Here is a 23,575-nt window from a genome sequence, read left to right on the forward strand (position 1 = left end):
CAATGCGCGCCGCCGCCCGAGCCGGCCATACGTGTCTCTACGGATCGGCGGCCGGTCCGGAAAACTGCGTAATGCCCGCCCGGGACCGCCGGCGTAGCCCATGCTCATGCACATGGGAGCAGCACGATGAAATCGATCCTCCTCTACGCGAACGAAGATGGCGGGCTGGAAGCCCGGCTCCAGGCGGCGCTCGACCTTGCCCGGGCCGACCAGGGCCACATCACCTGCATCCAGGTGACTCCCTATCAGAGCTACGTCCTCGGCGACCCGTTTGGCGGCGTCTACGCGATTCCGGCAGTCATGAACGAACTCAACGAGAAGCGCGCGGCGAACCGGGCGCGGCTCGAGGCGCAGCTGGCGGCGGAGGACGCGTGCTGGTCCTGGGTGGAGGCGGATGGCGACACCGCGAAGAGCATCGTCGACTGTTCGCACCTCGCGGACGTCGTCGTGCTCAGCCTTGCGGGCACAAACGGCGCGGCCCGGGATGGCGCGATGTCGATCATCGGAGAAACCCTCGTCCATACTCCTACGCCGATCCTCGCGGTCCCGAGCGAACCGCGCTCGTTCAACTGCTTCGGTCCGGCCGTGGTGGCGTGGAACGGGTCGGCCGAGTCCTCCCATGCCCTTCGCGCCGCGCTGCCGCTGCTCAAGTCCGCTTCGGCGGTCCACGTTCTCACCGTGGAGGAGGAAGGTGACGCGTTCCCGGCCACTCAGGCCTGCGAATATCTCGGCTGGCATGGCATCTCCGCCGAGCTGATCGAGATGCGGCCGGGCAACCGCTCGGTGTGGGAGACGATCGCCGATACCGCCGCGGACCTCGGCGCCTCGTTCGTCGCGATGGGCGGCTACGGACATTCGCGCTTCCGCGAGGCGGTCCTCGGCGGCGTCACGCGCGCTATGCTGAAGCAGGACGCCCTGCCGCTGCTGGTCGGGCACTAGGCGCGGCGCGCGCCGCCTTGCGCGCGTCCCGGTGTGCCGAGAAGCGCTCCAGGACGCCGCGCAGCTGTGCGATCGCCTCGCGCCGTTCCGCCGGCTCGACGTGCTCGAGCCGCTGCTTCAGGTTCACCGCGAAGTCGGCATAGTCGTTCTGCCAGTCGCGGCCGACCGCCTCGCGCAGGTCCATGCGACCTGTGGTCAGGCGGCGCGCGACTGCGCCTGCGGGAAGCTCGTAACGCTCCCCGATCTCCGGGAGGATCACTGAGGCGAAGTCCTGTTCGACGGCCGAGCGCAGCCCCTCGAGCCCCTGCGGCTCGCCATGGGTGAGGAAGACGCTGCCGCGAACCGGCCTTCGCGCCTTCATCCACGCGACGAGCTCCTCGCGGTCGGCGTGGGCGGAATAGACGTCGAGCTTGTTGATCCGCGCCCGAACCGCGACGTCGCGGCCCGACAGCCGCACGCGCTTCGCGCCTTCGAGGATCGTCCGGCCGAGGCTGCCCTGCGCCTGGAATCCGACGAACAGGATGGTAGAGTCCCCCCGCGGCAGATTGTGGCGGAGGTGATGGCGGATGCGGCCGGCTTCGCACATGCCCGATGCGGCGATGATAATCGCGCCGGAGACATGATTAAGCCGCATCGATGCATCGACGGAGTCGATGAAGTGGAAGGCGGGGTGGCCGAACATGTCGCCCGAGCCGAGATCTTCGAGGCTCGCCTGATGCCTGGCGAAAACCTCGGTCGCGCGGCTGGCGAGCGGTGAATCGATGAAGATGGGAGTGCTTCGCAGACGGCCGCTGTCGATGAGGACGGAAAGATCGAGCAGCAGCTCCTGAGTCCGTTCGAGCGCGAAGGCGGGAATGACCAGATTACCGCCCTGTCGAAGCGCTTCCTTGACCTCCGTCTCGAGCAGGGCCCGGCGCTTGTCCGGGCTGGCGTCGTCGCGATCGCGATCGCCATAGGTGCTCTCGCAAAACAGATGATCGACGCCATGAGGTCCGACCGGATCCGCGTGAAACGCCTTGTGCTGGGGGCCGAGGTCGCCCGAGAAGAGCAAGCGCGAGCCCCCTGCGAAGACCTCTGCAGAGGCCGAGCCGAGGATATGGCCCGCGTTCCAGAACCGCCCTTGGAAGCCGGGCGCCGGCTCGAACTGCTCTTCGTAGGACGCTGTGCGGATCAGCGCGACCGCCCGCTCCGCGTCCTCGCTGGTGTAGAGCGGACGCACCGGCGGCAGATCGGCCCGGTCCGCCCGGCGGTTGCGCCGCCGTGCCTCCTGCTCCTGGATGTGCGCGGCGTCCGCGAGCATCACCTCGAGCAGGTCCGCGGTTGCCCCGGTGCACCAGATCGTGCCGGCGAAGCCCTCGGCCGCGAGGCGGGGAAGAAGCCCGCTATGATCGAGGTGGGCATGGGTGAGAACCACCGCATCCAGCCGGCCCGCAGCGAAGGCGAAAGGCTCGCGATTCAGCCGCTCCAGCGTCCGGGAGCCCTGAAACAAGCCGCAATCGACGAGCAGGTTGCGCTTCCCCAGCGCGAGTTCGAAGCACGAGCCGGTGACGGTCTGTGCAGCGCCGTGGATCGTGACGGTGGGCGCGATCATGCTGGTGCAGCTGTGCGCCCGCCGCTGCGCAGGATAAGGATGTCGGATCGGTAGCCGAACAGGACGTGCTCGGCGTAGCTGCCGAGGAAGAGGCGAGCGATCCCTCCACGTCCATGGGTTCCCATTACGAGTAGGTCCGGCTCGGCCTCGCGCCAGGCGCTTCCGATCACGTCCATCACATCGCCTTCCCGGACGACGTTGTGGAGCCGGACCGACGAAGCGGGGACGCCGGCGGCGGCGAGACTCCTGCGCACGCGCAGGAGCTGCACCTCCTGCTCGGTGCGGACGTCCTCCATGACGTCGCCGGTGCCGAACAGGCTCTCGAACGCCGAACCATAGGCGTGGACGATGTGGACGTCCTTCGGCGTGGAGATGGTGAACGCCATCTGCAGGAGGCGATCATCCTCGTCCCCGCCTATTGCGGCGAGAATTTGCTCATAGGGCCGGCCGTCATCATCCTGGACCACCAGCACCGGGCAGTTGGAATGTCGCATCACGTGCGAGCCGACGGTGCCGAAGATCGCATCGCTGAGCTTCGGCTCGCCATGTGTCCCGAGCACCACCAGGTCGGCTGCGAAATCCCCGGCTTCATCGAGAATGCTCTCAGCAGGGTTTCCGTCGACGACCGTGATCGCAAGGTCGAGCTCCACTCCTTGCGGGGCTGCCGAATGGTTCTCGACCTGATCATGGAGCGCCAGCCGTGCTGCCTCCCTTTCGCGCTCGGTTGCGGGCGCATGGAGGACGTGCAGGAAGCGCAGCTCGGCGCTCTGCGCATTCGCGATCCGGCAGGCCCGGCCCACGGCAGCCGCCGATCCCGCGGTCAGGTCGGCGGCGACGAGGATCCTCTTCATGAACATGCTCCCAAACCCGCCACCGGAGATTAGGCCGGGCGCCCGGCGGCCGGGATACGCAATCACCCGTAGACGGAGGAGCGCGAGACTAGGGAGGTTTACGGAGAGCACGAGTCGGTCGCGGCGCTCATGCTGACCGCCGCAATCACCAGCGCAAGGAGCCGGGCCATGTCGGTCGAACAGCGTAATGCCGCCGGACTCGAGCCGGCCTTGACCCTGTCGAGCGCAGACCGGGGTGCAGGGCTGCGGTCCATTCTCCTCCACGTCGACGGCGAAGAGGGGCAGGAAGCTCGTGTCGAGGCGGCGCTGGACCTGGCCCGCGCGTTTGAAGGTCACATCACCTGCGTGCAGATCAATCCGTTCAGGAGCGGCTATGTCGGCGTCAACGCGCTCGGCGGTGCGGTGGCCATTCCGGAGTTCATCGAGGAAATCGAGCAGGCCAAGGCCGAACGCCGCCAGCGGCTGGAGGACAGATTGCGCGCGGAGCAAGTGCTCTGGGCCTGGCAGGAAGTGACCGGCGATGTCGCCCAGTCGCTGATCGACCTGTCCCGCCTGACCGACGTGGTCGTCCTGAATGGGCCGGGCGAGGACCCGTGGTCCGCGGTCGATGCGCTCAGCCTCTCCGGCGAGGTCATCGTCCACGCAAGGCCGCCGGTCCTCGTCATGCCGGCGCGGAGGCGCAGCCTCGACTGCTTCGGGCGCGCCCTCGTCGCGTGGAACGGATCGCCGGAATCCTGCAACGCCCTTAAGGCCTCCCTGCCGATGCTGAGAGGGGCGTCGGGCGTCCACATCGCCATCGCGACACGCGAGGAGACGGCCTTCCCCGCCACCCTGGCGTCCGAATATCTCGGCTGGCACGGGATCAAGTCCGACCTGCGCGAGATCGAGCTCGGCACGCGCGAGCTATGGGAGGCCCTTCTCCACGAGGCCTCCCAGGTCGGCGCCGCCTACATCGTCATGGGCGGCTACGGTCATTCGCGGTTCCGCGAGGCCGTCCTCGGCGGGACGACGCGCGCGATGTTGAAGCTGGCCGACCTCCCGCTGCTGATCGGCCACTAGGCGCCCGCAGGCGAGCTCGGTCCCACCGCCTAAGGACCTCTCCTTATGGCGGTGGAGCGCGCCGCGCCGGTAGGGTGCGTGGACCGCAAGAGGATGGAGGCGAACGGTGAAGATCAGGGAAGTGATGAGCAGCCCGGTTCACTCGATGAGGCCCGACGACAGCATCTTCGAGGCAGCGCGGTTCATGGCGGCTGGGGACATCGGCGTCCTCCCGATCGTCGATGACGACGAGGTGGTGGGAATGCTCACCGACCGCGACATCGTCGTCCGCGCGGTCGCCAGCGGTCGCGATCTCGATGACGAGATCGCGACGGTCATGTCGCATGAGGTCGTGACCTGCCGGGTCGACGAGGAACTGGACGACGTGCTGCAGCGGATGGCCGATCTCCAGGTCCGCCGCCTCCCCGTGTGCGACGAGGCGGGCGCGCCGGTCGGGATCGTGACGGTTGGTGACATCGCACGCATGGACCAGGACGGCGACGAGGTTGCCGAGGCACTCAGCGAGATCTGCGAACCCTCCGTTCAGCACGTCCGGATCAGTTAGCGCGCGGGCAGAGCGGCCTCAGGAGCCGTCGCGCGGCCGCTCGATGCTGGGCCCGAGATCCTGCATGACGCGGCGCGCATCGAACGCGCGATCCTCGCCGGCCGCGATCGGGCCTCGCCGCATCACGATGTCGGCATCCGCCTCGAACCGCTCAACGGTTCGGATGTCGAGCCGGTCCGTCCAGAAGGGGCCGCCCACCTCGGGATGCCACCGCGTCCAGCCATGTCCCTGGCGATAGTAGCGCCAGTGCGGGCGCCAATAGCCGTAGCGGCTGCCGTACCAGGGCCGATAGAAGGGATCCGGCACGGCATAGGTCTCGACCTCATGCTCGGTGTGGCGGTCGACGATCACGAACCAGTCGTAGCCATTCTGGACCGTCAGCTCGGCGGCCCGATACAGCATGTAGCCTTCGACGCGGTCGCGCGAAGCCATGCTGTTGCCGTGAAAGTGAACCCGATAGCGATCCGGACCGAGCCGCTGCTCGGAATAGCCGCCAGACACCCGCTGACCGGCGGCCTCCGGCTGGTATGGCGTCGCCGTCATGCAGCCGGCGAGCAGCGCCGCGAGCAGCGCGGCCGTGGTGATTCTGGGCTTCAACAGCATGACGGCTCTCCCTCCACCGCCGACGCATAAACCCAGGGGGCGGGTGCCGCGGATACGCAGTGTCCCGTATCCGGGCCGGTAGGTAGGATTACCCACTTCGTTCCTTAGGGGTTTCACCTATGGCCGCGGCGGCGCGTCCGGCGCAGCTTCCGCGATGACTCAAAGTGGGACGAAGCAAATGGGCGCTCGCTCGATGATCGTTGGCGCAACCTTGGCGGGAGTCGCGATCGGAGTCCTGTCATTCGCCTCCTATCGCCGGGACATCGCTGCCGCCCGTGCCAGGCTCGCCGAGAAGAGCAGGATGGCTCCGACAGCCGCCGGCCCGATCGAATATGGGGAGGAGGGAGCCGGCGAGCCGCTGCTGCTCATCCACGGCGCGGGAGGCGGCTTCGATCAGGGGCTGATCATCGGCCGCGATTTCGGCGACGGCCACCGGGTGATCGCGCCGTCGCGGTTCGGATATCTGAAGACGCCGGTGCCCGAGGATGCATCGCCCGCGGCTCAGGCCGACGCGCACGCGGCGCTGCTCGACTATCTCGGTGTCGCCCGCACGGTCGTGATTGCAGCCTCGGCAGGCGGCCCCAGCGCCGTCGAGCTCGCGCTGCGTCACCCGGACCGGGTGGCCGCGCTCGTGCTGCTGGTACCGCGCACCTACGATCCGACCCAGTCCGTCGGTCCGGACGAGAGCTTCGAGAGCCAATTGGTCCTCCGGCTGATCGAAGGATCCGCCGACTTTCTCTATTGGGCCATGACCAAGGTCGCCCGCCGCTCCATCGTCCGGTTCCTCGGCGTTCCGCCCGAGGTCGAAGCCGGCGCAGCCGAAGCCGAGCGCGCCAAGGTCACGGACATCATGAGGAGCGTCTTGCCCCTCTCCGATCGGATGGCGGGCCTCGCGGTCGACGGCGCGGCGGTTCTGTCACCCTGGCCGCTCAACCGGCTGAAGATGCCGGTCCTCATCGTCTCCGCTGAGGACGATCTGTTCGGGACCCTGCCCGGCTCGCGCTTCACTGCCGAGCAGATTCCCCAAGCCGAGTTCCACATCCTCGGTTCCGGCGGGCATCTGATGGTGGGGCAGGGTGATCAGGTGAACCGATGGGTGGCCGATTTCCTCGGCCGAGCCAAGATGCGGGAGTGCTCGCTCACGGCTGTCGAGATCGTCGATGCAGGACAGCCGAGCGAACCGGTTCTGGCCTGATGCTACCCTTCACCCGAGAGCACTGGCCGCGCCGGCTTGGCCTTAGCGGACGCGCGCCGGCGCCATCGACCAGGACGCGCCGGTGCGCACCATGGCCGCCCCGCATCCGCGGCATCGGCTGAGAAAATGCGCGCCTTGGAAGGCTCCGTCGGGCTCGGCCTCGTGGCAGCCCAGCCGGCACAGCAGGCCGATCCGCCGCGGCCGCGCCTCGCCGCTGCCCGCCCCGCGCGGCGCGTTGTTCGAGCCGAGTCGGGCGGTGCGTCTCATGCCGCCTGCCGCTGTCCGGCCGGAGACATCATGCGTTCGAACAGGGTCGGCTTGCGAAAGCCGACGTCGCGGACCGGCATGGGTTCCGGCACCGGCGCACGGGAGACGGTAACCGGGCGCTGGATGAGCCGCATCAGCTCGTCCTCCGTCGGCTCGGGCGCGGGAAGGATCGCCGGAGTGCGCGCGGGCTCACGATTCTCGACAGAGCACGCGGCAGTCGCGGCCGGCCGCTCGGCTGCCGGCTGGACCAGGTCGGCAAGCGAGGGCGATTGCGGCCTGGCGGCCTCGGAGACCTGCTTGCGGCCGACTCCGGCGGCCACCACCGAGACCCGGATCTGGCCGGCAAGGTCGGGATCGTGGGTCGTGCCCCAGATGATGTCGGCGTCCGGCATCGCCATGTCGGCGATCGTCGAGGCGACCTCGTCGACCTCGGTCAGGAGCATGTCGTTGCCGCCCGAGATGGAGATGAGAAGGCCGCGCGCCTCGCCCATGTCGTCGTCGAGAAGCGGGTCGGTCATCGCGCGCTGGGCCGCGGTCGCGGCGCGCTCGGCGCCGCTCGCCTCGCCGACTCCGACACGCGCACGGCCGGTGTTGGACAGGACCGAGCGCACGTCGGCGAGGTCGAGATTGACCAGGCCCGGCGAGGTGATGAGGTCCGAGACGCTGCGGATCGTCCGGTAGAGGACCTCGTCCGAATGGACGAAGGCGTCCTTCAGGGTCATCGCCGCGTCGGCGACCCGGAACAGATTCTGGTTGGGCACGACGATGAGGCTGTCGACCTGCTCGGCGAGGCGCTCCAGGCCCGCGCTTGCCGCGCGCATTCGGCGGCGGCCTTCGAAGGCGAAGGGCTTGGTGACGACGGCGACGGTGAGGATGTTGAGCCGGCGCGCGACCTCCGCGACGACCGGCGCGGCCCCGGTGCCGGTGCCGCCGCCGAGGCCCGCGGCGATGAAGCACATATGGGCGCCCGCCAGCGCCCGTTCGATGTCGGCGATCGATTCCTCCGCCGCGGCACGGCCGACCTCGGCTGCCGATCCGGCGCCGAGCCCACGGTTGGAGCGGCCGATCTGGACGAGCTCTTCGCAGGAACTGGCGCGCAGGGCCTGGGCGTCGGTGTTGAGCGCGACGAAGCGGACGCCCAGCAGCTCCTTGCGGTTCATCGCCTCGACGGCGTTGTTGCCCGCCCCGCCGACGCCGATGACGACGATCTCCGGCTCCAGCGACTCGACCTGCGGCTCGCCCCAGCGCTCGCCGAAAGAAAAAATACTATCGTTCACAACAAGATACCCCGCCCACGACTCGGCTGACAGAATGGGCGGGGAATGGTTAACGGCCAATCTCGGGAATCTACTGTCGGCCGCCGTATCGGTTGCGGGGCCTAGTCTTCGGCCAGTCTTGCGGCGACTCCGGCGACCTGAGAGCGGATGTCCGGGACCGCGACGATTTCCCAGAAGGAGCCGCGGGTGATCGGGCCGACCGCGAAGAGATTGTCCCGGGGCCGGCCGTCGGCGGCGATCACGCGCGACTCGCCGTCGACGTCGACTCCGATGCCGAGCGGGTCGGGGCGAATCGTGCCGCGCTCGAGCAGGGTGCGCAGCAGCGGATCGGCGGTGCCGCGCAGGTCCGCCTCCGGCCCGGTGCAGTTGATGATGCGCGCGACGTTGATCCGGTCTGTCCCGTTCGCGCCGCGCGGCCGCCATTCGACCTCGACGCCGTCCCGGCGGCTCTCGGCGCCGACCAGCTTGCCGGCGGCGACGCGCAATTGCCCCTTGTCGGCCATCGCCTGGAGCCGGGCGTGGATTTCGGGCGCGATTCGGTGGCGATGGACGTCCCACCAGGGCCTCAAGTGGCGGAGGAAGCGGCCGCGGGCGTCCGGAGTCGTGCTTTGCCACAAGCGCTGGGTGACCGGTCGCAGGGCGTCCACCGCCTGCCGCCAGCCGTTCGCCTCGCCCTGCTCGCGAACCTCGCGAAGCAGTCGGGAGGCGGCGCCGGTCGGCACCGCGCTGCGCGGCTGCGGCGGCGGCCCGGCGGCGTGGGCGCGCGGAAGTAGGCCGCGCCGCGAGACGGCCAGGATCGGCCCCTCGAACCCGCGCTGCTCGAGCAGCAGGACGAGATCGACCATGGTGAGGCCGGTGCCGATCACCAGCACGGAATCGTCGCGGGCCAGCCCGTCGGCAGCGCCGGGCAGCCAGGGATCGGCGAAGAAGCGCTCCGCCGGCAGATCCGCCTCGGCCAGCATCCGCGGCGGCTTGGGCGGCGAGTTGCCGATCGCCAGGACCGCGGCATCCGCCTCGATCCCAGCGCCGTTGGCGAGGGTGACCGCAACTCCTCGCGAAGCCGTGTCGACGCCGGTCGCGTCATCCTCGACCAGGTCGAGCCGGCCGGGCGCGGCCGCCATCGCCTCGCGCAGCTGTTCCCGCACATATTCGGCATAGACCAGCCGCGGCGCGAAGGCGGCGGCGTCGCCGTCCCCCCGGGCCTCCAGCCAGCGCGCGAAATGGCCGGGATCGTCGGGATAGGCGCTCATCCCGCCGGCGCGGACGTTGAGCAGGTGGGTGGGATGGGCGGCGCCATAAGCGAGGCCGCGGCCCGGGGCGCCGGCACGCTCGATCAGGGTAACTCGGCCGACGCCGCGGCGAAGCAGCTGCACCGCCTGCATGGCGCCGGAAAAGCCGCCGCCGATGATCGCCACATGCCTGTTCACTCGCCGTCCCCCGTCCGCTCTGTCATCCCGCCGCTCCTTGCGTTATGGGGGCGGCCAAGGGGCCGAGCCTGTCGCCGGCCGTTCTAGACATGAGGTCGGGGATGTCGGGCAAGGGTCTTTTTGGGGCCGGTAGCGGCCATTTGGCGGAAGCCGGGATGGGTTATGGCGCCCATTTCAAGCGCGCGACTCGAGTCGGCACGCGCATGCTGGCGGCGGGTGGCGCCTGTCTCGTCCACGGCATCTTCCCCGGAATCTTCACCACCACCGCGACCAACACCATCGTCCGCCTCAACGACGAGCTGAAGAAGGGCCACAAGCCCGGCGCGCAGGAGCCCCCCCTGCTCGAGTTCGAGATCTAGGAGCGGTTGCGAGGCGAGCCATCGCTTGCCGGACCGGCAAACGCGATCGCCAAGAATCGGCCTTTTGACTTCTCGTCCCGGCCCCCTAGCTAGGCGGCCATGGACGAATTGCCGCCCCCCGTTCCCGCCGCGACCTTGGTGCTGATGCGGGACGTGGCGCACGGCCCGCCCGAATTGCTGATGATGGAGCGGCCCGGCCACATGGCCTTCGCGGCCGGCGCCCTGGTCTTCCCCGGCGGGCGGATCGACGCCCAGGACCATGCGGCGGCCGAGCGGCTCGGTGGCGATGCCGCGAGGATCGCGGCGGTGCGCGAGACGATCGAGGAGACCGGGATCGTGCCGGTCTCCGGGCTGGTCTCCGGCCAGGTCGAGACGCTTCGGACCGGCCTGTTCGCCGGCCGCGACTTCGCGGACCTTCTCGCCGAAGCCGGTACGGCGCTGGACCTCGCCGGCCTCGTTCCGTTCGCGCGCTGGTGCCCGAATTTCCGCGAGACCCGCCGCTTCGACGCGACCTTCTTCCTCGCCGCGGCGCCGGATGGGGTGGGGGAGCCGTCGCCGCAGCCGGGCGAGGTGACCCGCGCCTTCTGGGCGAGCGCGAAGGACGTGCTGGCCGAGCTGGAATCGGACCGCGCCCACGCCATCTTCCCGACCCGACGCAATCTCGAGCGGCTGGCGCGCTACGGCTCGTTCGCCGAGGCGCGCGCCGATGCCGAGCGCCGCGAGGTGCGGATGATCACGCCCTGGGTTGAGCAGCGCGACGGCGTGCCCTGGGTCTGCATCCCCGACGATCTCGGCTATCCGGTCACCGCCGAGCTGCTCGAGACCGCGCGCCGCCGCTGAGCGCTTATCCACAATCAAAGCGGTCTTTACCCTCGCGCGGGATTCACCTCCAACTCGCAGTGGGTTAGGTTGCACGCCATGTTGATGGCCTCCTCCCTCGTGTGCGGCGTCGAGCGTTCGCTCGGCGGCCAGGCCTGGCGCTGGCGCCACAGCGCCGCCGACGCGACCGACGACGGCTTCAAGCCCGACGACCTCATCGACCAGATATTGATGGCCCGCGGAGTCGCCCGCGACGATTTGCCGCGCCACCGCACCCCGACGATCCGCGGCTTCATGCCGGATCCCGCCATTTTCCGTGACATGGAGGCCGCCGCTTCGCGCCTTGCCGACGCGGTCGAGGCGCGCGAGCCGGTCACCATCTTCGGCGACTATGACGTCGACGGCGCGACCTCGGCGGCGCTGCTGATCCGGCTTCTGCGCGAGCTCGGCCTCAAGCCGGCGGCCTACATCCCCGACCGGCTGATGGAGGGCTACGGCCCGTCCGGCGCGGCGCTGGTGCGTATCGTCGAGGGCGGCACCAGGCTGATCGTCACCGTCGATTGCGGCGCCCAGGCCTTCGACGCGCTCGCCGAGGCCAAGGCGGCCGGCGCCGAGGTCATCGTCGTCGACCATCACCAATGCGCCGCGCGGCTCCCCGAGGCCTTCGCTCTGGTCAACCCGAACCGGCTCGACGAGGCCGACGAAGCGGCGGCGCACGGCCATCTCGCCGCGGTCGGAGTCGCCTTTCTGCTCGGCGCTGCGCTGCTGCGCACGCTCCGCGCCCGCGGCCATTTCGGAGCCCGGCCCGAGCCCAAGCTGATCGAGCTTCTCGATCTCGTTGCGCTCGGCACGGTCGCCGACGTCGCCCAGCTCAAGGGCCTCAACCGCGCCTTCGTCGCGCAGGGCCTCAAGGTGATGGCGCAGCGCCGCAACATCGGCATGGCGGCGCTGATCGATGCCTCGCGGCTGACCCGCGCGCCGGCCTGTTCCGATCTCGGCTTCGCGCTCGGCCCCCGCATCAATGCGGCGGGCCGGGTCGGAACATCCGACCTCGGCGTCCGCCTGCTCACCACCGACGACCCGCTCGAGGCGGCTGCGATCGCGGTCGAGCTCGACCATCACAATGAAGAGCGCCGGGCGATCGAGATGCTGGTGACCGAGGCGGCGCAGGCCGCGGCGGCGCACCAGGACAATCGCGCGGTGGTGATCACGGCGGGCGCCGGCTGGCACCCTGGAGTGATCGGCATCGTCGCTGGTCGCCTGAAGGAGAAGACCCGCCGCCCGGCCATCGTCATCGCGCTCGACGGCGCCGGAATCGGCAAGGGCTCGGGGCGCTCCATCTCCGGCGTCGACCTCGGCGCCGCCGTGCTCGCCGCGAAGGACAGCGGCCTGCTCGTCGCCGGCGGCGGCCACGCCATGGCGGCGGGACTGACCGTCGCCGCCGACAAGGTCGAGGCGCTGTCGGACTTCCTCGAGGAGCGGCTGGCGGGCGACGTGGCCCGCGCCCGCGAGGACCGCAGCCTGCTGATCGACGCGGCGCTCGCCTGCGGCGGCATCTGCCCGGACCTGTGCGACGCGCTGGAGGCGGGCGGCCCCTACGGCGCCGGCTGGCCGGCGCCGCGCGTCGTCGCGGGCCCGGCAAAGGTGATCAAGGCGGACGTGGTCGGCAGCGGCCATGTCCGGCTGCTGGTCAGCGGCGAGGACGGCCGGCGCGTGAAGGCGGTCGGCTTCCGCATGGCCGACCAGCCGCTCGGCCAGGCGCTGCTCGCCGCCGGCACGCGCAAGCTGTGGTTGGCGGGGCGGATGAAGCGCGACGACTGGAATGGCCGCGCCTCCGCCGAGCTCCATCTCGACGACGCCGCCTTCGCCGACTGACGGCGGCTTGACCCCCTCCGCCTCACGCCCTAAGTGCGCCGCTCCGGCTCGACGGCCCCTTCGTCTAGCGGTTAGGACGCGGCCCTTTCACGGCTGAAACACGGGTTCGATTCCCGTAGGGGTCACCATCTTCGCCGCGGCGCCTCGCCAGTCCGATGAGCGCCGGCCTGGCTATTCCAGCTAAAGGCAGTCCCCCCATTCCGGCGGGCCAGGCCGGGCGACAAGCGCCTCCGTCTCCGATCGCAGGCTAGCGGTGCCGCGCCTCGCCAGGTTCCGGTACATCCCGATCACTTCGGACCGACAGACGGCAGCCGAGGGCTCGCCAACATTGGCCTGTTCTTGCTTGAATCGCTCCAGGTCGGCTGGAGTCGCAGCGGAATTGCGCAGAACGTACTGATCGATTTGATCGACGGCTCGACCGAGCTCGGCCTGGAATTCCGGATCCTGTCCGGGGAAGCAGCGCCTGCCGACTTCCGCCACCGCGTTGAAGATCGCCATGATGCAAATGACGCCCGTGCCGGCGGGGATGGTCGCCGATGGTTCGGCCGGTTGACGGATGCCGTAGGCCAGTGCCGCGCCGGTCGTGGTCGACATTGCCAGGCAGGTCGCCAGCATGAACGGATATCGTCTCGTCATAGAGCCAGTTAGGCCGGCAGGCGCGGCAGGAGAAGTAGGCATGCGGTCGCCGCCACCACCCGAGCGTCAGGAAAGGGCGGGGATGGTTGGTCATCCGGCCGTCATTGCGAGGAGCGCAGCGACGAAGCAATCCATGGGCACGCGCGGCGAGCCCTCCGGGTTTCACCGGAGTCGCATTGGCGCCCGCGCTCGGCTAGGGAAGCGCCATGGCTACCACGCTCGATTCAATCGCTTCCGTCTCCCTCACCGAGTCCGATCGGGACCCCGAGGGCTTTGCCGCCGCCATCGGCGGCTCGTTCGAACGCTACGGCTTCGCGGTCGTCGCGGATCACGGCATCCCGGCCGATCTCATCGCCCGCGCCGAGGAGAAGGCCAAGGCCTTCTTCGCTCTGCCCGAGGAGGTGAAGCGCGCCTACCACATCGCCGGCGGCGGCGGCGCGCGCGGCTACACGCCGTTCGGGATCGAGACCGCCAAGGGCGCGACCGCCTTCGACCTCAAGGAATTCTGGCATGTCGGCCGCGAGCTTCCGGAGGGCCATCCCTACGAGCCGATGATGCCGCGCAACGTCTGGCCGGAAGAGGTCGAGAGCTTCAAGGCGACCTTCCTCGAGCTGTTCGCGGCGTTCGACAAGGCCGGGGCGCGAATCCTCGAGGCGATCGCCCGCTATCTCGGCCTCGCGCCCGATTTCTTCGTCGACACGGTGCGCGACGGCAATTCGGTGCTTCGCCTGCTCCATTACCCGCCGGTTCCCGGCGACGGCCCCAACGTGCGCGCCGGCGCTCATGAGGACATCAACACCATCACCCTTCTGCTCGGCGCCGAGGAAGCGGGCCTCCAGCTGCTCGACCGCGACGGCCAGTGGCTGCCGGTCACCCCGCGTGAGGGCGAGCTCGTCGTCAATGTCGGCGACATGCTCCAGCGCCTGACCAACTATGTGCTGAAGTCGACCTCGCACCGGGTCGTCAACCCGCCGCCCGAGCGCCGCGGCGTGTCGCGCTACTCGATGCCCTTCTTCCTGCACTTCCGGCCGGATTACCTGATCGATCCGCTGCCCGGCTGCAACGAGGAGCGGGCGCCGGATCCGGCGATCACCGCGCACGACTTCCTCCAGCAGCGCCTGCGCGAGATCAAGCTGACGTAATCTTGGCCCCTCTCCCCTTGCGGGAGAGGGATGGGAGGGTGAGGGCACGCACGTATTGCCCTCACCCGGCCTCGCTTCGCTCAGCCACCAGCATCAGGTGAACAGCGCCCCGCGCTGTTCAGGTCGTGCCGGGGGCACGACCGACCTGATGTTCCCGCAAGGGGAGAGGGGTTTTTAGCTCGCCGCGTCCTTCAGATTGTCCGGCCCGAACCCGAGCGGCAGCAGGTCGGAGATCCGCCTCACGTCCACCTTGGCCCCGTCGCCGCTGCCCGAGATCATCTCGACGTCGTTGCCGCTGAGCTGGGCCGCCTCAAGGATCGACTGGCGGCAGCCGCCGCACGACGTCACCACCATCTCGCCGGCGAGCGCGCCATTCTCGACCCGGCCGCCGACGACGGCGATGCGCGCCACCCGGTCGAGCCCGAACGCCTGCTGCGCCGCAGTCAGCGCCGACACCTCGGCGCACACGCCGAGCCGGAAGCAGGCATTCTCCATGTTCGCCCCGACCGCCACCTGGCCGTCGACCGATTCCACGGCGCAGCCGACGCTGAAGCCGGAATAGGGGGCATAGGCCTTGAGCGCCGCCTGGCGGGCGCGGGCGATGAGATCGTTCCTGTGGGTCATGCGCCGCCGTCAAGCATATCGCGCACCCGCGCGGCAAGCTCGGCATAGGCGAAGGGCTTGGTGATCAGCTCGACTCCGGGGTCGAGCCGGCCCTGGTGCATCATCGCGTTGCGCGCATAGCCGGTGGTGAACAGGACCTTGAGATCGGGCCGCATCGCGCGCGCCTGCTGCGCCAGCACTTCGCCGTTCATTCCGCTCGGAAGCACGATGTCGGTGAACAACAGGTCGATCTCGCCGTCGCGCTGCTCGAGCCGGCGCAGCGCCGCCGGGCCGTCGACCGCTTCGAGGACTCGGTAGCCGAGCTCGCGCAGCACCTCGACCGTGTAGGCGCGAACGTCCTCGTCGTCCTCGCACACCAGGATGGTCTCGCGGCCGTCGCCCCCCGGCACCGGCGCGGCGTCCTTCTCCTCGTCCTCCCGAACGTCGCCGGCGAGGCGCGGCAGGTAGATCTTCACGCACGTGCCTTCGCCGGGCTCGGAATAGATCTTCACATGGCCGCCCGACTGCTTGACGAAGCCGTAGACCATCGAGAGGCCGAGGCCGGTGCCCTTGCCGACTTCCTTGGTGGTGAAGAAGGGCTCGTAGGCGCGGGCGATCGTCTCCTCGTCCATGCCGGTGCCGGTGTCGGTCACGCAGATCGCGACATATTGGCCCGGCAGCACCTCGCTATTCTCGGCGACATAGGCGCGGTCGAGATGGGTGTTGGCGGTCTCGATGGTGAGCTTGCCGCCATCGGGCATCGCGTCGCGCGCGTTCACGGCCAAGTTGAGGATGGCGTTCTCGAGCTGGTTGGGGTCGATCTCGATCCGCCACACGCCGGCGCCGAGCACCGTTTCGACCGCGATGGTCTCGCCCAGCGAGCGGTGCAAGAGGTCGGACATGCCGGTGACCAGCTTGTTGGGGTCGATCGGCTTGGGCGCGAGCGGCTGGCGGCGCGAGAAAGCGAGCAGGCGCTGGGTCAGAACCGCCGCGCGTTCCGAGCCGGTCAGGGCATTGGCGATGTTGCGCTCCAGCCGGGCGTTGCCGGACCCGGCGAGCTGGCGCTGGGCGAGCTCGAGATTGCCGGTGATCACGGTCAGCAGATTGTTGAAGTCGTGGGCGATGCCGCCGGTGAGCTGGCCGACCGCCTCCATCTTCTGCGATTGCCGCAGCGCTTCCTGCATCCGCTCGCGCTCGGCGATGGCGTCGGCGATGCGCTGCTCCAGCGAGGCATTGAGGTCGGCCAGCGCCTCCTGGGTGCGGCGCCGCTCGACGATCTCGCGGGCGAGCGCCGCCTCGGCGGCCTTGCGCGCGCTGATGTCGATGACGGTGCCGATGAAGCGCACCGCCTCGCCATTTTCGAAGACGGCGCGGCCACGCGCGGTGATCCAGCGCTCGACGCCGTCTTCCACGCCGATCGTCCGATATTCGACGTCATAGCCGCCGGGCCCGTCCGGATCGAGCGCGCGCTTCACCGCCGCGTCGGTGGCGGCGCGGTCGTCCGGGTGGATGGCGGCGACGAAGCGGTCGTAATCGACCGGTGCGTCGGGCGAGAGGCCGAAGGCGGCCCGCGTGCCGGCGTCCCAGCTCAACTCGCCGGACCGCGGGTTGAAGTCCCATACGCCGACCGAGGCGGCCTCGGTGGCGAGGCGGAGCCGCGCCTCGCTGGCCTGCAGCGCGTCCTCGGCGGCGCGCCGTTCCTCGATGTCGATCACCGACCCGACGAAGCCGGCGAACTCGCCCTTCGCGCCGAAGCGGGGCGCCCCTGAATCGATCGCCCAGCGATAAACGCCGTCCGCCCGCCGAAGCCGGTACTCAAGGCGGAACGGCTCGCGCCTCGCGGTGGCGTCGGACAGGGTCTCGCCGGTCGAAGCGCGGTCGTCGGGATGGATGGCGTCGAGCCAGCCCGCGCCCAGCGCTTCCGCTTCGCTCTGGCCGGTGAAGTCGAACCAGTAGCGGTTGAGATAGACGCACTGGCCGTCCTTGTCGGTGACCCAGACCATCACCGGCAGATTGTCGGCCATGTTGCGCAGCCGGGCCTCGCTGGCGCGGACCCTCTGCTCGCTCAGCACCTTCTGGGTGGTCTCCTTGACCAGGCACAGGACCCCGCCAATCCGCCCCGTTTCGTCGCGCACCGGCGAGTAGGAGATGTCGAAATAGACCGTCTCCGGCGCGCCGTGCCGCTCGATGTAGAAGGGGCGGTCCTCGGCGGACACGGTCTCGCCCTCATCGCGGACCCTGGCGAGCAGCGGCTCGAGGTCGTCCCACAGCTCCGCCCAATTCTCGCGCGCCGGACGCCCGAGAGCGCGGGGATGCTTGTCGCCGATCGTCGGCGCGTAGCTGTCGTTGTAGAGGGCGACGAACTCCGGCCCCCAGAACAGCACGATCTGCGCCGCCGCGGGCAGCATCAGCGCCACCGTCGACTTGAGAATGGCGGGCCAGTCGGCCGGCGGCCCCAGCGGCGAATCGGACCAGTCGCGTGTCCGGATCAGCGCGCCCATCGCTCCGCCGCCCGACAGGAAGTCGGCCCCGTTCTCGACAGGGGTCGCCTCACTCGCCACCTGGCCGTCCTCTCCCTTGCTTGTTCACCCTTCCCTTAGCCGCATCTTCCGCACTTTCAATGACTTGTGGAGATGGCAGGCGACGTGCGGGCCGCTGTCAGACAGGCGAAAGTAAGAAGCGGACGCTGCTCAGTTTCCTGGCGGTCCGTTGTTGACCAGGAGGATTGGTTACTTCGGCTAATATTTGATCCGTGCTATGTTGAGTCGCAGCAACTGGGGGACTCAACTATGCTGAAGACCTGCTTCCGCATGGCGGCCGCGGCCGTCCTTGCTCTTGCCGTCGTCACGCCTGCCTACGGCCAAGCGACCCGCACCTGGGTGTCGGGCGTCGGCGATGACGTCAATCCGTGCAGCCGCACCGCCCCGTGCAAGACCTTCGCCGGGGCGATCTCGAAGACCGCCGCGGGCGGCGAGATCAACTGCCTCGATCCGGGCGGCTTCGGCGCCGTCACCATCACCAAGTCGATCACCATCGACTGTACCGGCACGTTCGGCAGTGTGCTCAATTCCGGCGGCGTCAACGGCATCGTCATCAACGACAGCGCCACCGCCACGCCGGGGACGATCAACGTCATCCTGCGCGGCCTGTCGATCAACGGCGCCGGCACCACGGCCGGGCTCAACGGCGTGCGCTTCATCTCGGGCGCGTCGCTGACGCTCGAGGACGTGTTCATCCAGAACCAGCGCAACGGCGCCACGTCTCACGGCGTCTCGATCCAGCCGACCACCGCGATGCGCTTCCACGCGGAGAACGTCACCATCGTCAACGGCACCGGCGGAATACTGCTCAACCCGACGGTCGCCGGCGGCTCGATCAGCGCAGCGATCGAGAATGTGCGGGTATTGAACAATACCGGCAACGGCATCCGGGTCGAGAATCTGCTCTCTACGGTCGGCGTGACGCTGGTTGTCGAGCGCAGCCTGATCTCGCGCAACGCAAGCGGCTTCTCGGTCAACACCGCGAACTCCACCACGCCGGTCAACATCATGATTGCCAACTCGTCGGTGACCCTCAATCCGAGCAACGGGATCATCGCCAGCAATGCCGGCTCGCGGATCCGCATCGGCGATACCACCGTCACCGGCAACGGCTTCGGCGTTCAGATATCGGGGGGAGCGATCCTCAATTCCTACGGTACCAACCGGTTCAACGGGAATGTGCCCGAGCTCGCGATCGGCGGAACTCCGATCACCGAGCAGTAGGGCGTGATCGGCGGGCCTGGCGCGCCCGCAGCAGGCGCGGCGCCTTTACGCCGCTGCGATCGGGCAGCCGTTCCCCGCGACGGCTGCCCGATTTGCGCGTGTCGTCAGCCGATCGCCGCTTCGTAGATTTCCGCCTTGAAGCCGGCGATTCGGCGGTCGTCGAGGTCTAGCATCGGCCGCTTGATCATCGACGGCTGCGCCAGCATCAGCGCCACCGCCTTGTCCGCGTCGAGCCCCTGCCGGTCCGCCTCGGGCAGCTTGCGGAAGGTCGTGCCGGCGCGGTTGAGAACCGTCTCCCAGCCAAGCTCGCCGACCCAGGAGCGAAGCCGCGCCTCGTCGATTCCCGCTTTCTTGTAATCGTGGAAATCATAGGCGATTCCGCGCGCGTCGAGCCAGACGCGCGCCTTCTTCACCGTGTCGCAGTTCGGAATGCCGTAGAGGGTCGCTGTCATTTGTCGTCCGGTAGGTTGGCGGGGTTCCAGACGACCTCCCACAGATGGCCGTCGGGATCGGTGAAATAGCCGGCATAGCCGCCGTAGAAGGTGTCCTGCGCCGGCTTGACGATCTCCGCGCCGGCGCCTCGGGCCTGCGCCATCACGCCGTCCACCTCGTCGCGGCTCGCGACATTGTGGCCGATCGAGAAGGAGGTGGAGCTGCCCGGCGCCGCGGGAAGGCCGCTGTCATGGGCGAGGTCGGCCTGCGCCCACACCGCCAGCTTCACCCCGCCGGCAAGGTCGAAGAAGGCGACCGCGCCATGCTCGAACTCGCGGCGACAATGCCCTCGGTCGGTAGTTTGAGCCCATCCCGGTAGAAAGCCACCGACCGCTCCAGGTCGGACACCGCCAGCGTCAGAACGGACAGGCGCGGCTTCACCGGCGCCTCACTCCCACTCGATCGTGCCGGGCGGCTTCGACGTATAGTCGTAGACGACGCGGTTGATGCCCTTGACCTCGTTGACGATCCGCGTCGCCACGCGGCTCAGGAAGGCGCCGTCAAACGGATAGACGTCGGCGGTCATGCCGTCGGTGCTGGTCACCGCGCGAAGCCCGCAGACGCTGTCATAGGTGCGATAGTCGCCCATCACGCCGACCGTCTTGACCGGCAGGAGCACCGCGAACGCCTGCCAGATCGCGTCGTAGAGGCCGGCGTTGCGGATCTCCTCGAGATAGATCGCGTCGGCCTTCCTGAGGATGTCGCAGCGCTCCTTGGTGACCTCGCCGGGGATCCGGATGGCGAGGCCTGGGCCGGGGAAGGGGTGGCGGCCGACAAAGGCCTGCGGAAGGCCGAGCTCGCGGCCGAGCGCCCGGACCTCGTCCTTGAACAATTCGCGAAGCGGCTCGACCAGCTTCATGTTCATCCGCTCGGGGAGGCCGCCGACATTGTGGTGGCTCTTGATCGTCACGCTGGGGCCGCCGGTGAAGCTGACGCTCTCGATCACGTCCGGATAGAGGGTGCCTTGGGCGAGGAAATCGGCGCCGCCGATCTTGCGCGCCTCCTCCTCGAACAGGTCGATGAAGGCGCCGCCGATGAACTTCCGCTTGGCCTCCGGGTCGGTGAGCCCGGCGAGGCCGCCGAGGAACATCTCCTCCGCGTCCACATGGACGAGCGGGATGTTGTAGCTGTTGCGGAACAGGCTCACCACCTGCTCGGCCTCGCCCGACCGCATCAGACCGTGGTCGACGAACACGCAGGTCAGCTGCTCGCCGATCGCCTCGTGGATCAGCACCGCGGCGACCGCGCTGTCGACTCCGCCGGACAGGCCGCAGATCACCCGGCCCTTGCCGACCTGGGCGCGGATCTCCTCGATCTTGGTCTTGCGGAACTCCGCCATCGTCCAGTCGCCGGCGCAGCCGCAGACGTGGCGGACGAAATTGGCGATCAGCTTGCCGCCGTCGGGCGTGTGCACGACCTCGGGGTGGAACTGGGTGCCGTAATAGCGCCGCTCGTCGTCGGCGATCACCGCGAACGGGGCGCCGTCGCTGGTCGCGACGATTCGGAAGCCGGGGGCGAAGCGGGTGACCTTGTCGCCATGGCTCATCCACACCTGGTGGCGCTCGCCGACCTGCCACAGGCCGTCGAACAGCTTGCACTCCTCGGTCACGGTCAGGAACGCGCGGCCGAACTCGCCGCCCTCGCCGGTCTCATGCCCGGGCCGCACCTCGCCGCCGAGCTGGTGGGTCATGACCTGCTGGCCGTAGCAGATTCCGAGGATCGGCAGGCCGCTGTCGAAGAGCACCTGAGGCGCCCGCGGGCTGCCCTCCTCGGGCACTCCGGCCGGCGATCCCGACAGGATGATGCCCTTGGGCTTCATCCGCTTGAACGCCTCCTCGGCCATCGTGAAGGGCGCGATCTCGCTATAGACGCCGGCCTCGCGGACGCGGCGCGCGATCAGCTGCGTCACCTGGCTGCCGAAGTCGACGATGAGGATGGATTCGGAAGGCTGGACCGTCATGGCCGGGCGATAGGAACCACGCCGCGAGCTGTAAAGGCGCGGGCACATCCGGACCGATAGTTAGGCAATCGCTAAACTGTCTTGCGCCGGCCCTTTCCTCGCGATACTAAAGCATGTGCTTAACCAATCACCCAGCCTCGATCGCTCTTTCCAGGCGCTCGCCGATCCGACCCGACGGGGAATCGTAGCTCGCCTCACCCGTGGGCCCGCCTCGGTCAGCGAGATCGCCCGGCCGCTGGAGATGAGCCTGCCCGCTGTCCTCCAGCATCTGAAGCTGCTCGAGGACAGCGGCCTCGTGCGTTCCGAAAAGCAGGGCCGGGTGCGCACGGTGCGGATCGAGGGCGAGGCGCTCGCCGCCACCGAACGCTGGCTCGCCGAGCTCCGCCACGAATGGGAAAGTCGCCTCGATCGCTTCGCGGCCCATGTCGCAGAGATGAAGAGCAAGGGAGAGAAGAATGGCTGACCACGACCTCGTCCTCGAACGCACTTTGGACGCGCCGCGCGACCTCGTCTGGCGGGCCTGGACCGATCCCGAGCAGGTCAGGAAATGGTGGGCGCCGCGGCCGTACCAGACGCCCGAGGTCGACATGGACCTTCGCCCGGGCGGCCGCTTCTACACCCGGATGACCGGCCCCGACGGCTTCGACAATGAAGGCGAGGGCTGCTTCCTCGAGGTCGTCGAGGGCGAGAAGGTGGTGTGGACCTCGGCGCTTCGCGGCGGCTACCGGCCGGTCGAGGCGATCGAGGATTGCGGCGGCTTCCCGTTCACCGCGATCGTCACCTTCGAGGACGCCGGCGACGGCAAGACCCGCTACCGCGCCGTCGCCCTGCACCGCAATTCGGCCGATGCCGACACCCACGCCAAGATGGGCTTCCACGACGGCTGGGGCACCTGCGCCGACCAGCTCGGCGAAGTCGCGAAAGGACTCGGCGCCACGGCCTAGTGTACGAGGCGCTCGCCGCTCTCGGCCTTGCTCGCGAGCGAGAAGCGCGGCTCGATCGCGAGCGGGGCGCCGGTGGCCAAGGCGGCGGCATAGGCGCCGACCGCCGGCCCCATCTTGAAGCCGTGGCCTGATCCGGCGCCGACCAGCACGGTATTGTGCCAGCGCGGGTGGCGGTCGATCAGGAAGTCGCCATTGGCGCTGTTCTCATATTGGCAGACCCGGCTCTCGTTGAGCGGCGCGTCGGCAAGCGCCGGGAAGCGCCGCGCCATGAACGCGTGCGCCCGTGCCAGCGCCTCGGCGGAATGGACTCGGTCGCCAAGGTCCGGGTCCATCACCGGCCCATGCGTGTCGCGCGCGATCTTGAAGCCACGCGCCTCGAGGTCGGGCATGCCGTAGAACAGGTCGCCGCCGTTGAAATCGGCCCAGCCCGGCAATTGGCCCGGGCCGAAGCGCGGGTCGCCGGCCGGCGGGCGAAAGAAGAACACTTCCTGCCGCGTCGGCCTGATCCGCCGCGCGAGCAGGTCGGGGAACAGCCGCGGCAGCCACGGCCCGGTCGCGAAGACGAAGCGGTCGGCATTGATCGTCTGGCCGTCGACGGTGCGCAGCTGGGTGAGGCGTCCAGCGGCCGCGTCCGGCGGCAGCACCTGAGCGGCGAGATAGGAGCCGCCGGCCTCGACGAACCGCGCCACCAGGGTCTGCACCGCCCGCCGCGCCATCAGCACGCCGAATTGCGGCTCGTACAGGCCAAGCGCGACGCCTTCGAAATCGATCGCGGGGAATCGCCGTGCCATCTCCGCCCGCTCGAGGACCTGGGTCGGCAGGCCGAAGCGGCGGTGCACCTCGATCGTCGCCAGCGCATAGGGGTCGCGGTCGGGGAAGAAGAACAGCACGCCGGTCTCGGCGAACAGCGGCAGCCCCGCGGTCCGCGACAGCGCCCGCCACTCCTCGAGCGAGGACAGCGCCATGCGCGTATAGATCTCGTCCGCGCCATAGGCGCCGCGGATCATTCGCGACTCCCCGCCGGACGAGGCGCGGGCATGGGCCGGCCCCCACGGGTCGACCAGAAGAACCCGAAATCCGGCGTCCCGAAGCTTGGCCGCGGTCCACGCGCCGAACACGCCGGCGCCGACCACCGCCACGTCCAGCGGCGACGCCGGGACCGCGACCGGGGCCGGGCGCCCGCCGACCTGAGCCGCGGCCGGGCGGGCCGCCGCGAGCGAGGTCGGAG

24 protein-coding genes and 1 tRNA gene are annotated in these 23,575 nt (G+C 69.2%); 12 read left to right on the forward strand and 13 right to left on the reverse strand.

Translation table 11 applies throughout. The features are described from left to right. The first annotated feature begins 126 nt into the window (after nucleotides 1-126). Nucleotides 127-939 (forward strand): universal stress protein, encoded by an 813-nt coding sequence (locus tag G7B71_RS03870; protein WP_166038047.1) that lies wholly within the window; start codon nucleotides 127-129, stop codon nucleotides 937-939. Here the strand turns inward: G7B71_RS03870 and G7B71_RS03875 are convergent. Together G7B71_RS03875 and G7B71_RS03880 are read right to left on the reverse strand one after the other, a co-directional pair. After that, on the reverse strand, nucleotides 896-2,530 hold the full coding sequence (locus G7B71_RS03875) for an MBL fold metallo-hydrolase (RefSeq protein ID WP_166038048.1): 1,635 nt from the start codon (nucleotides 2,528-2,530) through the stop codon (nucleotides 896-898). The genes G7B71_RS03870 and G7B71_RS03875 overlap by 44 nt on opposite strands. Continuing rightward, entirely contained in the window at nucleotides 2,527-3,381 is an 855-nt protein-coding gene (locus tag G7B71_RS03880; protein ID WP_166038050.1) for a universal stress protein, read from the reverse strand. The genes G7B71_RS03875 and G7B71_RS03880 overlap by 4 nt, the downstream gene beginning before the upstream one ends. Before the next feature lie 168 nt (nucleotides 3,382-3,549). Between G7B71_RS03880 and G7B71_RS03885 the strand changes: the two genes are divergently transcribed. Further along, nucleotides 3,550-4,440, forward strand: coding sequence for a universal stress protein (locus G7B71_RS03885; RefSeq protein WP_166038053.1), 891 nt, complete (start codon nucleotides 3,550-3,552; stop codon nucleotides 4,438-4,440). Nucleotides 4,441-4,546: 106 nt separating this feature from the next. Further along, nucleotides 4,547-4,984: a CBS domain-containing protein gene (locus tag G7B71_RS03890; RefSeq protein ID WP_166038055.1), complete on the forward strand. Its 438-nt coding sequence runs from the start codon at nucleotides 4,547-4,549 to the stop codon at nucleotides 4,982-4,984. A gap of 18 nt (nucleotides 4,985-5,002) precedes the next feature. On the opposite strand, the gene G7B71_RS03895 is transcribed toward G7B71_RS03890, so the two are convergent. Then, on the reverse strand, nucleotides 5,003-5,587 hold the full coding sequence (locus tag G7B71_RS03895) for a hypothetical protein (RefSeq protein WP_166038057.1): 585 nt from the start codon (nucleotides 5,585-5,587) through the stop codon (nucleotides 5,003-5,005). A 193-nt stretch (nucleotides 5,588-5,780) separates the two neighbouring features. On the opposite strand from G7B71_RS03895, the gene G7B71_RS03900 reads away from it, so the two are divergent. Further along, nucleotides 5,781-6,782, forward strand: a complete 1,002-nt coding sequence (locus G7B71_RS03900) for an alpha/beta hydrolase (protein WP_166038059.1) — start codon at nucleotides 5,781-5,783, stop codon at nucleotides 6,780-6,782. A gap of 42 nt (nucleotides 6,783-6,824) precedes the next feature. On the opposite strand, the gene G7B71_RS03905 is transcribed toward G7B71_RS03900, so the two are convergent. From G7B71_RS03905 to G7B71_RS03915, 3 genes are all read right to left on the reverse strand, one after another. Continuing rightward, nucleotides 6,825-7,049: a hypothetical protein gene (locus tag G7B71_RS03905; protein WP_166038061.1), complete on the reverse strand. Its 225-nt coding sequence runs from the start codon at nucleotides 7,047-7,049 to the stop codon at nucleotides 6,825-6,827. Continuing rightward, the gene (gene ftsZ, locus G7B71_RS03910) at nucleotides 7,046-8,326 is read right to left on the reverse strand and encodes a cell division protein FtsZ (protein WP_166038063.1); all 1,281 of its coding nucleotides are present in this window, start codon (nucleotides 8,324-8,326) and stop codon (nucleotides 7,046-7,048) included. Before ftsZ ends, G7B71_RS03905 begins: the two co-directional genes overlap by 4 nt. A gap of 101 nt (nucleotides 8,327-8,427) precedes the next feature. Further along, nucleotides 8,428-9,753: an FAD/NAD(P)-binding protein gene (locus G7B71_RS03915; RefSeq protein WP_166038065.1), complete on the reverse strand. Its 1,326-nt coding sequence runs from the start codon at nucleotides 9,751-9,753 to the stop codon at nucleotides 8,428-8,430. A gap of 101 nt (nucleotides 9,754-9,854) precedes the next feature. On the opposite strand from G7B71_RS03915, the gene G7B71_RS03920 reads away from it, so the two are divergent. The 4 genes from G7B71_RS03920 to G7B71_RS03935 all read left to right on the forward strand — a co-directional run bounded on the left by G7B71_RS03920 (nucleotide 9,855) and on the right by G7B71_RS03935 (nucleotide 12,934). Next, on the forward strand, nucleotides 9,855-10,112 hold the full coding sequence (locus G7B71_RS03920; protein ID WP_279338391.1) for a DUF6356 family protein: 258 nt from the start codon (nucleotides 9,855-9,857) through the stop codon (nucleotides 10,110-10,112). Nucleotides 10,113-10,211: 99 nt separating this feature from the next. Then, a complete protein-coding gene (locus G7B71_RS03925) occupies nucleotides 10,212-10,952 on the forward strand; it encodes an NUDIX domain-containing protein (RefSeq protein WP_166038068.1) in 741 nt (246 codons plus the stop codon). A gap of 84 nt (nucleotides 10,953-11,036) precedes the next feature. Continuing rightward, nucleotides 11,037-12,806, forward strand: a complete 1,770-nt coding sequence (recJ, locus tag G7B71_RS03930) for a single-stranded-DNA-specific exonuclease RecJ (protein ID WP_166038113.1) — start codon at nucleotides 11,037-11,039, stop codon at nucleotides 12,804-12,806. A gap of 53 nt (nucleotides 12,807-12,859) precedes the next feature. After that, a tRNA-Glu gene (locus G7B71_RS03935) sits at nucleotides 12,860-12,934 on the forward strand. A 52-nt stretch (nucleotides 12,935-12,986) separates the two neighbouring features. Here G7B71_RS03935 and G7B71_RS03940 read toward each other — a convergent pair. Further along, the gene (locus G7B71_RS03940) at nucleotides 12,987-13,421 is read right to left on the reverse strand and encodes a hypothetical protein (RefSeq protein WP_166038070.1); all 435 of its coding nucleotides are present in this window, start codon (nucleotides 13,419-13,421) and stop codon (nucleotides 12,987-12,989) included. 227 nt (nucleotides 13,422-13,648) lie between these two features. Between G7B71_RS03940 and G7B71_RS03945 the strand changes: the two genes are divergently transcribed. Continuing rightward, a complete protein-coding gene (locus G7B71_RS03945) occupies nucleotides 13,649-14,584 on the forward strand; it encodes an isopenicillin N synthase family oxygenase (RefSeq protein WP_166038072.1) in 936 nt (311 codons plus the stop codon). Between the two features lie 174 nt (nucleotides 14,585-14,758). Here G7B71_RS03945 and G7B71_RS03950 read toward each other — a convergent pair whose 3' ends face one another. Both G7B71_RS03950 and G7B71_RS03955 read right to left on the reverse strand, forming a co-directional pair. Beyond that, nucleotides 14,759-15,208: a cytidine deaminase gene (locus tag G7B71_RS03950; RefSeq protein WP_166038074.1), complete on the reverse strand. Its 450-nt coding sequence runs from the start codon at nucleotides 15,206-15,208 to the stop codon at nucleotides 14,759-14,761. Then, on the reverse strand, nucleotides 15,205-17,748 hold the full coding sequence (locus G7B71_RS03955) for a PAS domain S-box protein (protein WP_166038076.1): 2,544 nt from the start codon (nucleotides 17,746-17,748) through the stop codon (nucleotides 15,205-15,207). The genes G7B71_RS03950 and G7B71_RS03955 overlap by 4 nt, the downstream gene beginning before the upstream one ends. Nucleotides 17,749-17,976: 228 nt before the next feature. On the opposite strand from G7B71_RS03955, the gene G7B71_RS03960 reads away from it, so the two are divergent. Further along, nucleotides 17,977-18,951 (forward strand): hypothetical protein, encoded by a 975-nt coding sequence (locus G7B71_RS03960; RefSeq protein WP_207774705.1) that lies wholly within the window; start codon nucleotides 17,977-17,979, stop codon nucleotides 18,949-18,951. Nucleotides 18,952-19,055: 104 nt separating this feature from the next. Here G7B71_RS03960 and G7B71_RS03965 read toward each other — a convergent pair whose 3' ends face one another. The 3 genes from G7B71_RS03965 to guaA all read right to left on the reverse strand — a co-directional run bounded on the left by G7B71_RS03965 (nucleotide 19,056) and on the right by guaA (nucleotide 21,403). Then, nucleotides 19,056-19,403, reverse strand: coding sequence for an ArsC family reductase (locus G7B71_RS03965; protein ID WP_166038079.1), 348 nt, complete (start codon nucleotides 19,401-19,403; stop codon nucleotides 19,056-19,058). Then, nucleotides 19,400-19,672, reverse strand: coding sequence for a VOC family protein (locus G7B71_RS15545; protein ID WP_207774706.1), 273 nt, complete (start codon nucleotides 19,670-19,672; stop codon nucleotides 19,400-19,402). Before G7B71_RS15545 ends, G7B71_RS03965 begins: the two co-directional genes overlap by 4 nt. Nucleotides 19,673-19,831: 159 nt before the next feature. Then, the gene (gene guaA, locus G7B71_RS03975) at nucleotides 19,832-21,403 is read right to left on the reverse strand and encodes a glutamine-hydrolyzing GMP synthase (RefSeq protein ID WP_166038081.1); all 1,572 of its coding nucleotides are present in this window, start codon (nucleotides 21,401-21,403) and stop codon (nucleotides 19,832-19,834) included. A gap of 115 nt (nucleotides 21,404-21,518) precedes the next feature. On the opposite strand from guaA, the gene G7B71_RS03980 reads away from it, so the two are divergent. Together G7B71_RS03980 and G7B71_RS03985 are read left to right on the forward strand one after the other, a co-directional pair. Further along, nucleotides 21,519-21,866, forward strand: a complete 348-nt coding sequence (locus tag G7B71_RS03980; RefSeq protein ID WP_166038083.1) for a metalloregulator ArsR/SmtB family transcription factor — start codon at nucleotides 21,519-21,521, stop codon at nucleotides 21,864-21,866. Further along, nucleotides 21,859-22,347: an SRPBCC family protein gene (locus tag G7B71_RS03985; protein WP_166038085.1), complete on the forward strand. Its 489-nt coding sequence runs from the start codon at nucleotides 21,859-21,861 to the stop codon at nucleotides 22,345-22,347. Before G7B71_RS03980 ends, G7B71_RS03985 begins: the two co-directional genes overlap by 8 nt. Here G7B71_RS03985 and G7B71_RS03990 read toward each other — a convergent pair. Further along, nucleotides 22,344-23,575: FAD-dependent oxidoreductase (locus G7B71_RS03990; RefSeq protein WP_166038088.1), on the reverse strand; the 1,232-nt coding region annotated here is incomplete at its 5' end. The two genes, G7B71_RS03985 and G7B71_RS03990, sit on opposite strands and share 4 nt — an antisense overlap.

This window comes from Sphingosinicella sp. YJ22 (assembly GCF_011320075.1).
In the GTDB taxonomy this organism is placed as follows: Bacteria; Pseudomonadota; Alphaproteobacteria; order Sphingomonadales; family Sphingomonadaceae; genus Allosphingosinicella.

Excerpts from the sequence above, each read along its gene's own strand:
- G7B71_RS03950 (WP_166038074.1), bottom strand. The coding sequence starts at position 15,208 with ATGACCCACAGGAACGATCTCATCGCCCGCGCCCGCCAGGCGGCGCTC.
- G7B71_RS03960 (WP_207774705.1), top strand. The coding sequence starts at position 17,977 with ATGCTGAAGACCTGCTTCCGCATGGCGGCCGCGGCCGTCCTTGCTCTT.
- guaA (WP_166038081.1), bottom strand. The coding sequence starts at position 21,403 with ATGACGGTCCAGCCTTCCGAATCCATCCTCATCGTCGACTTCGGCAGC.
- G7B71_RS03905 (WP_166038061.1), bottom strand. The coding sequence starts at position 7,049 with ATGAGACGCACCGCCCGACTCGGCTCGAACAACGCGCCGCGCGGGGCG.
- recJ (WP_166038113.1), top strand. The coding sequence starts at position 11,037 with ATGGCCTCCTCCCTCGTGTGCGGCGTCGAGCGTTCGCTCGGCGGCCAG.
- G7B71_RS03925 (WP_166038068.1), top strand. The coding sequence starts at position 10,212 with ATGGACGAATTGCCGCCCCCCGTTCCCGCCGCGACCTTGGTGCTGATG.
- G7B71_RS03885 (WP_166038053.1), top strand. The coding sequence starts at position 3,550 with ATGTCGGTCGAACAGCGTAATGCCGCCGGACTCGAGCCGGCCTTGACC.
- G7B71_RS03895 (WP_166038057.1), bottom strand. The coding sequence starts at position 5,587 with ATGCTGTTGAAGCCCAGAATCACCACGGCCGCGCTGCTCGCGGCGCTG.
- G7B71_RS03920 (WP_279338391.1), top strand. The coding sequence starts at position 9,855 with ATGTCGGGCAAGGGTCTTTTTGGGGCCGGTAGCGGCCATTTGGCGGAA.
- G7B71_RS03945 (WP_166038072.1), top strand. The coding sequence starts at position 13,649 with ATGGCTACCACGCTCGATTCAATCGCTTCCGTCTCCCTCACCGAGTCC.
- G7B71_RS03875 (WP_166038048.1), bottom strand. The coding sequence starts at position 2,530 with ATGATCGCGCCCACCGTCACGATCCACGGCGCTGCACAGACCGTCACC.
- G7B71_RS03880 (WP_166038050.1), bottom strand. The coding sequence starts at position 3,381 with ATGAAGAGGATCCTCGTCGCCGCCGACCTGACCGCGGGATCGGCGGCT.
- G7B71_RS03985 (WP_166038085.1), top strand. The coding sequence starts at position 21,859 with ATGGCTGACCACGACCTCGTCCTCGAACGCACTTTGGACGCGCCGCGC.
- G7B71_RS03900 (WP_166038059.1), top strand. The coding sequence starts at position 5,781 with ATGATCGTTGGCGCAACCTTGGCGGGAGTCGCGATCGGAGTCCTGTCA.
- G7B71_RS03965 (WP_166038079.1), bottom strand. The coding sequence starts at position 19,403 with ATGACAGCGACCCTCTACGGCATTCCGAACTGCGACACGGTGAAGAAG.
- G7B71_RS03870 (WP_166038047.1), top strand. The coding sequence starts at position 127 with ATGAAATCGATCCTCCTCTACGCGAACGAAGATGGCGGGCTGGAAGCC.
- G7B71_RS03940 (WP_166038070.1), bottom strand. The coding sequence starts at position 13,421 with ATGCTGGCGACCTGCCTGGCAATGTCGACCACGACCGGCGCGGCACTG.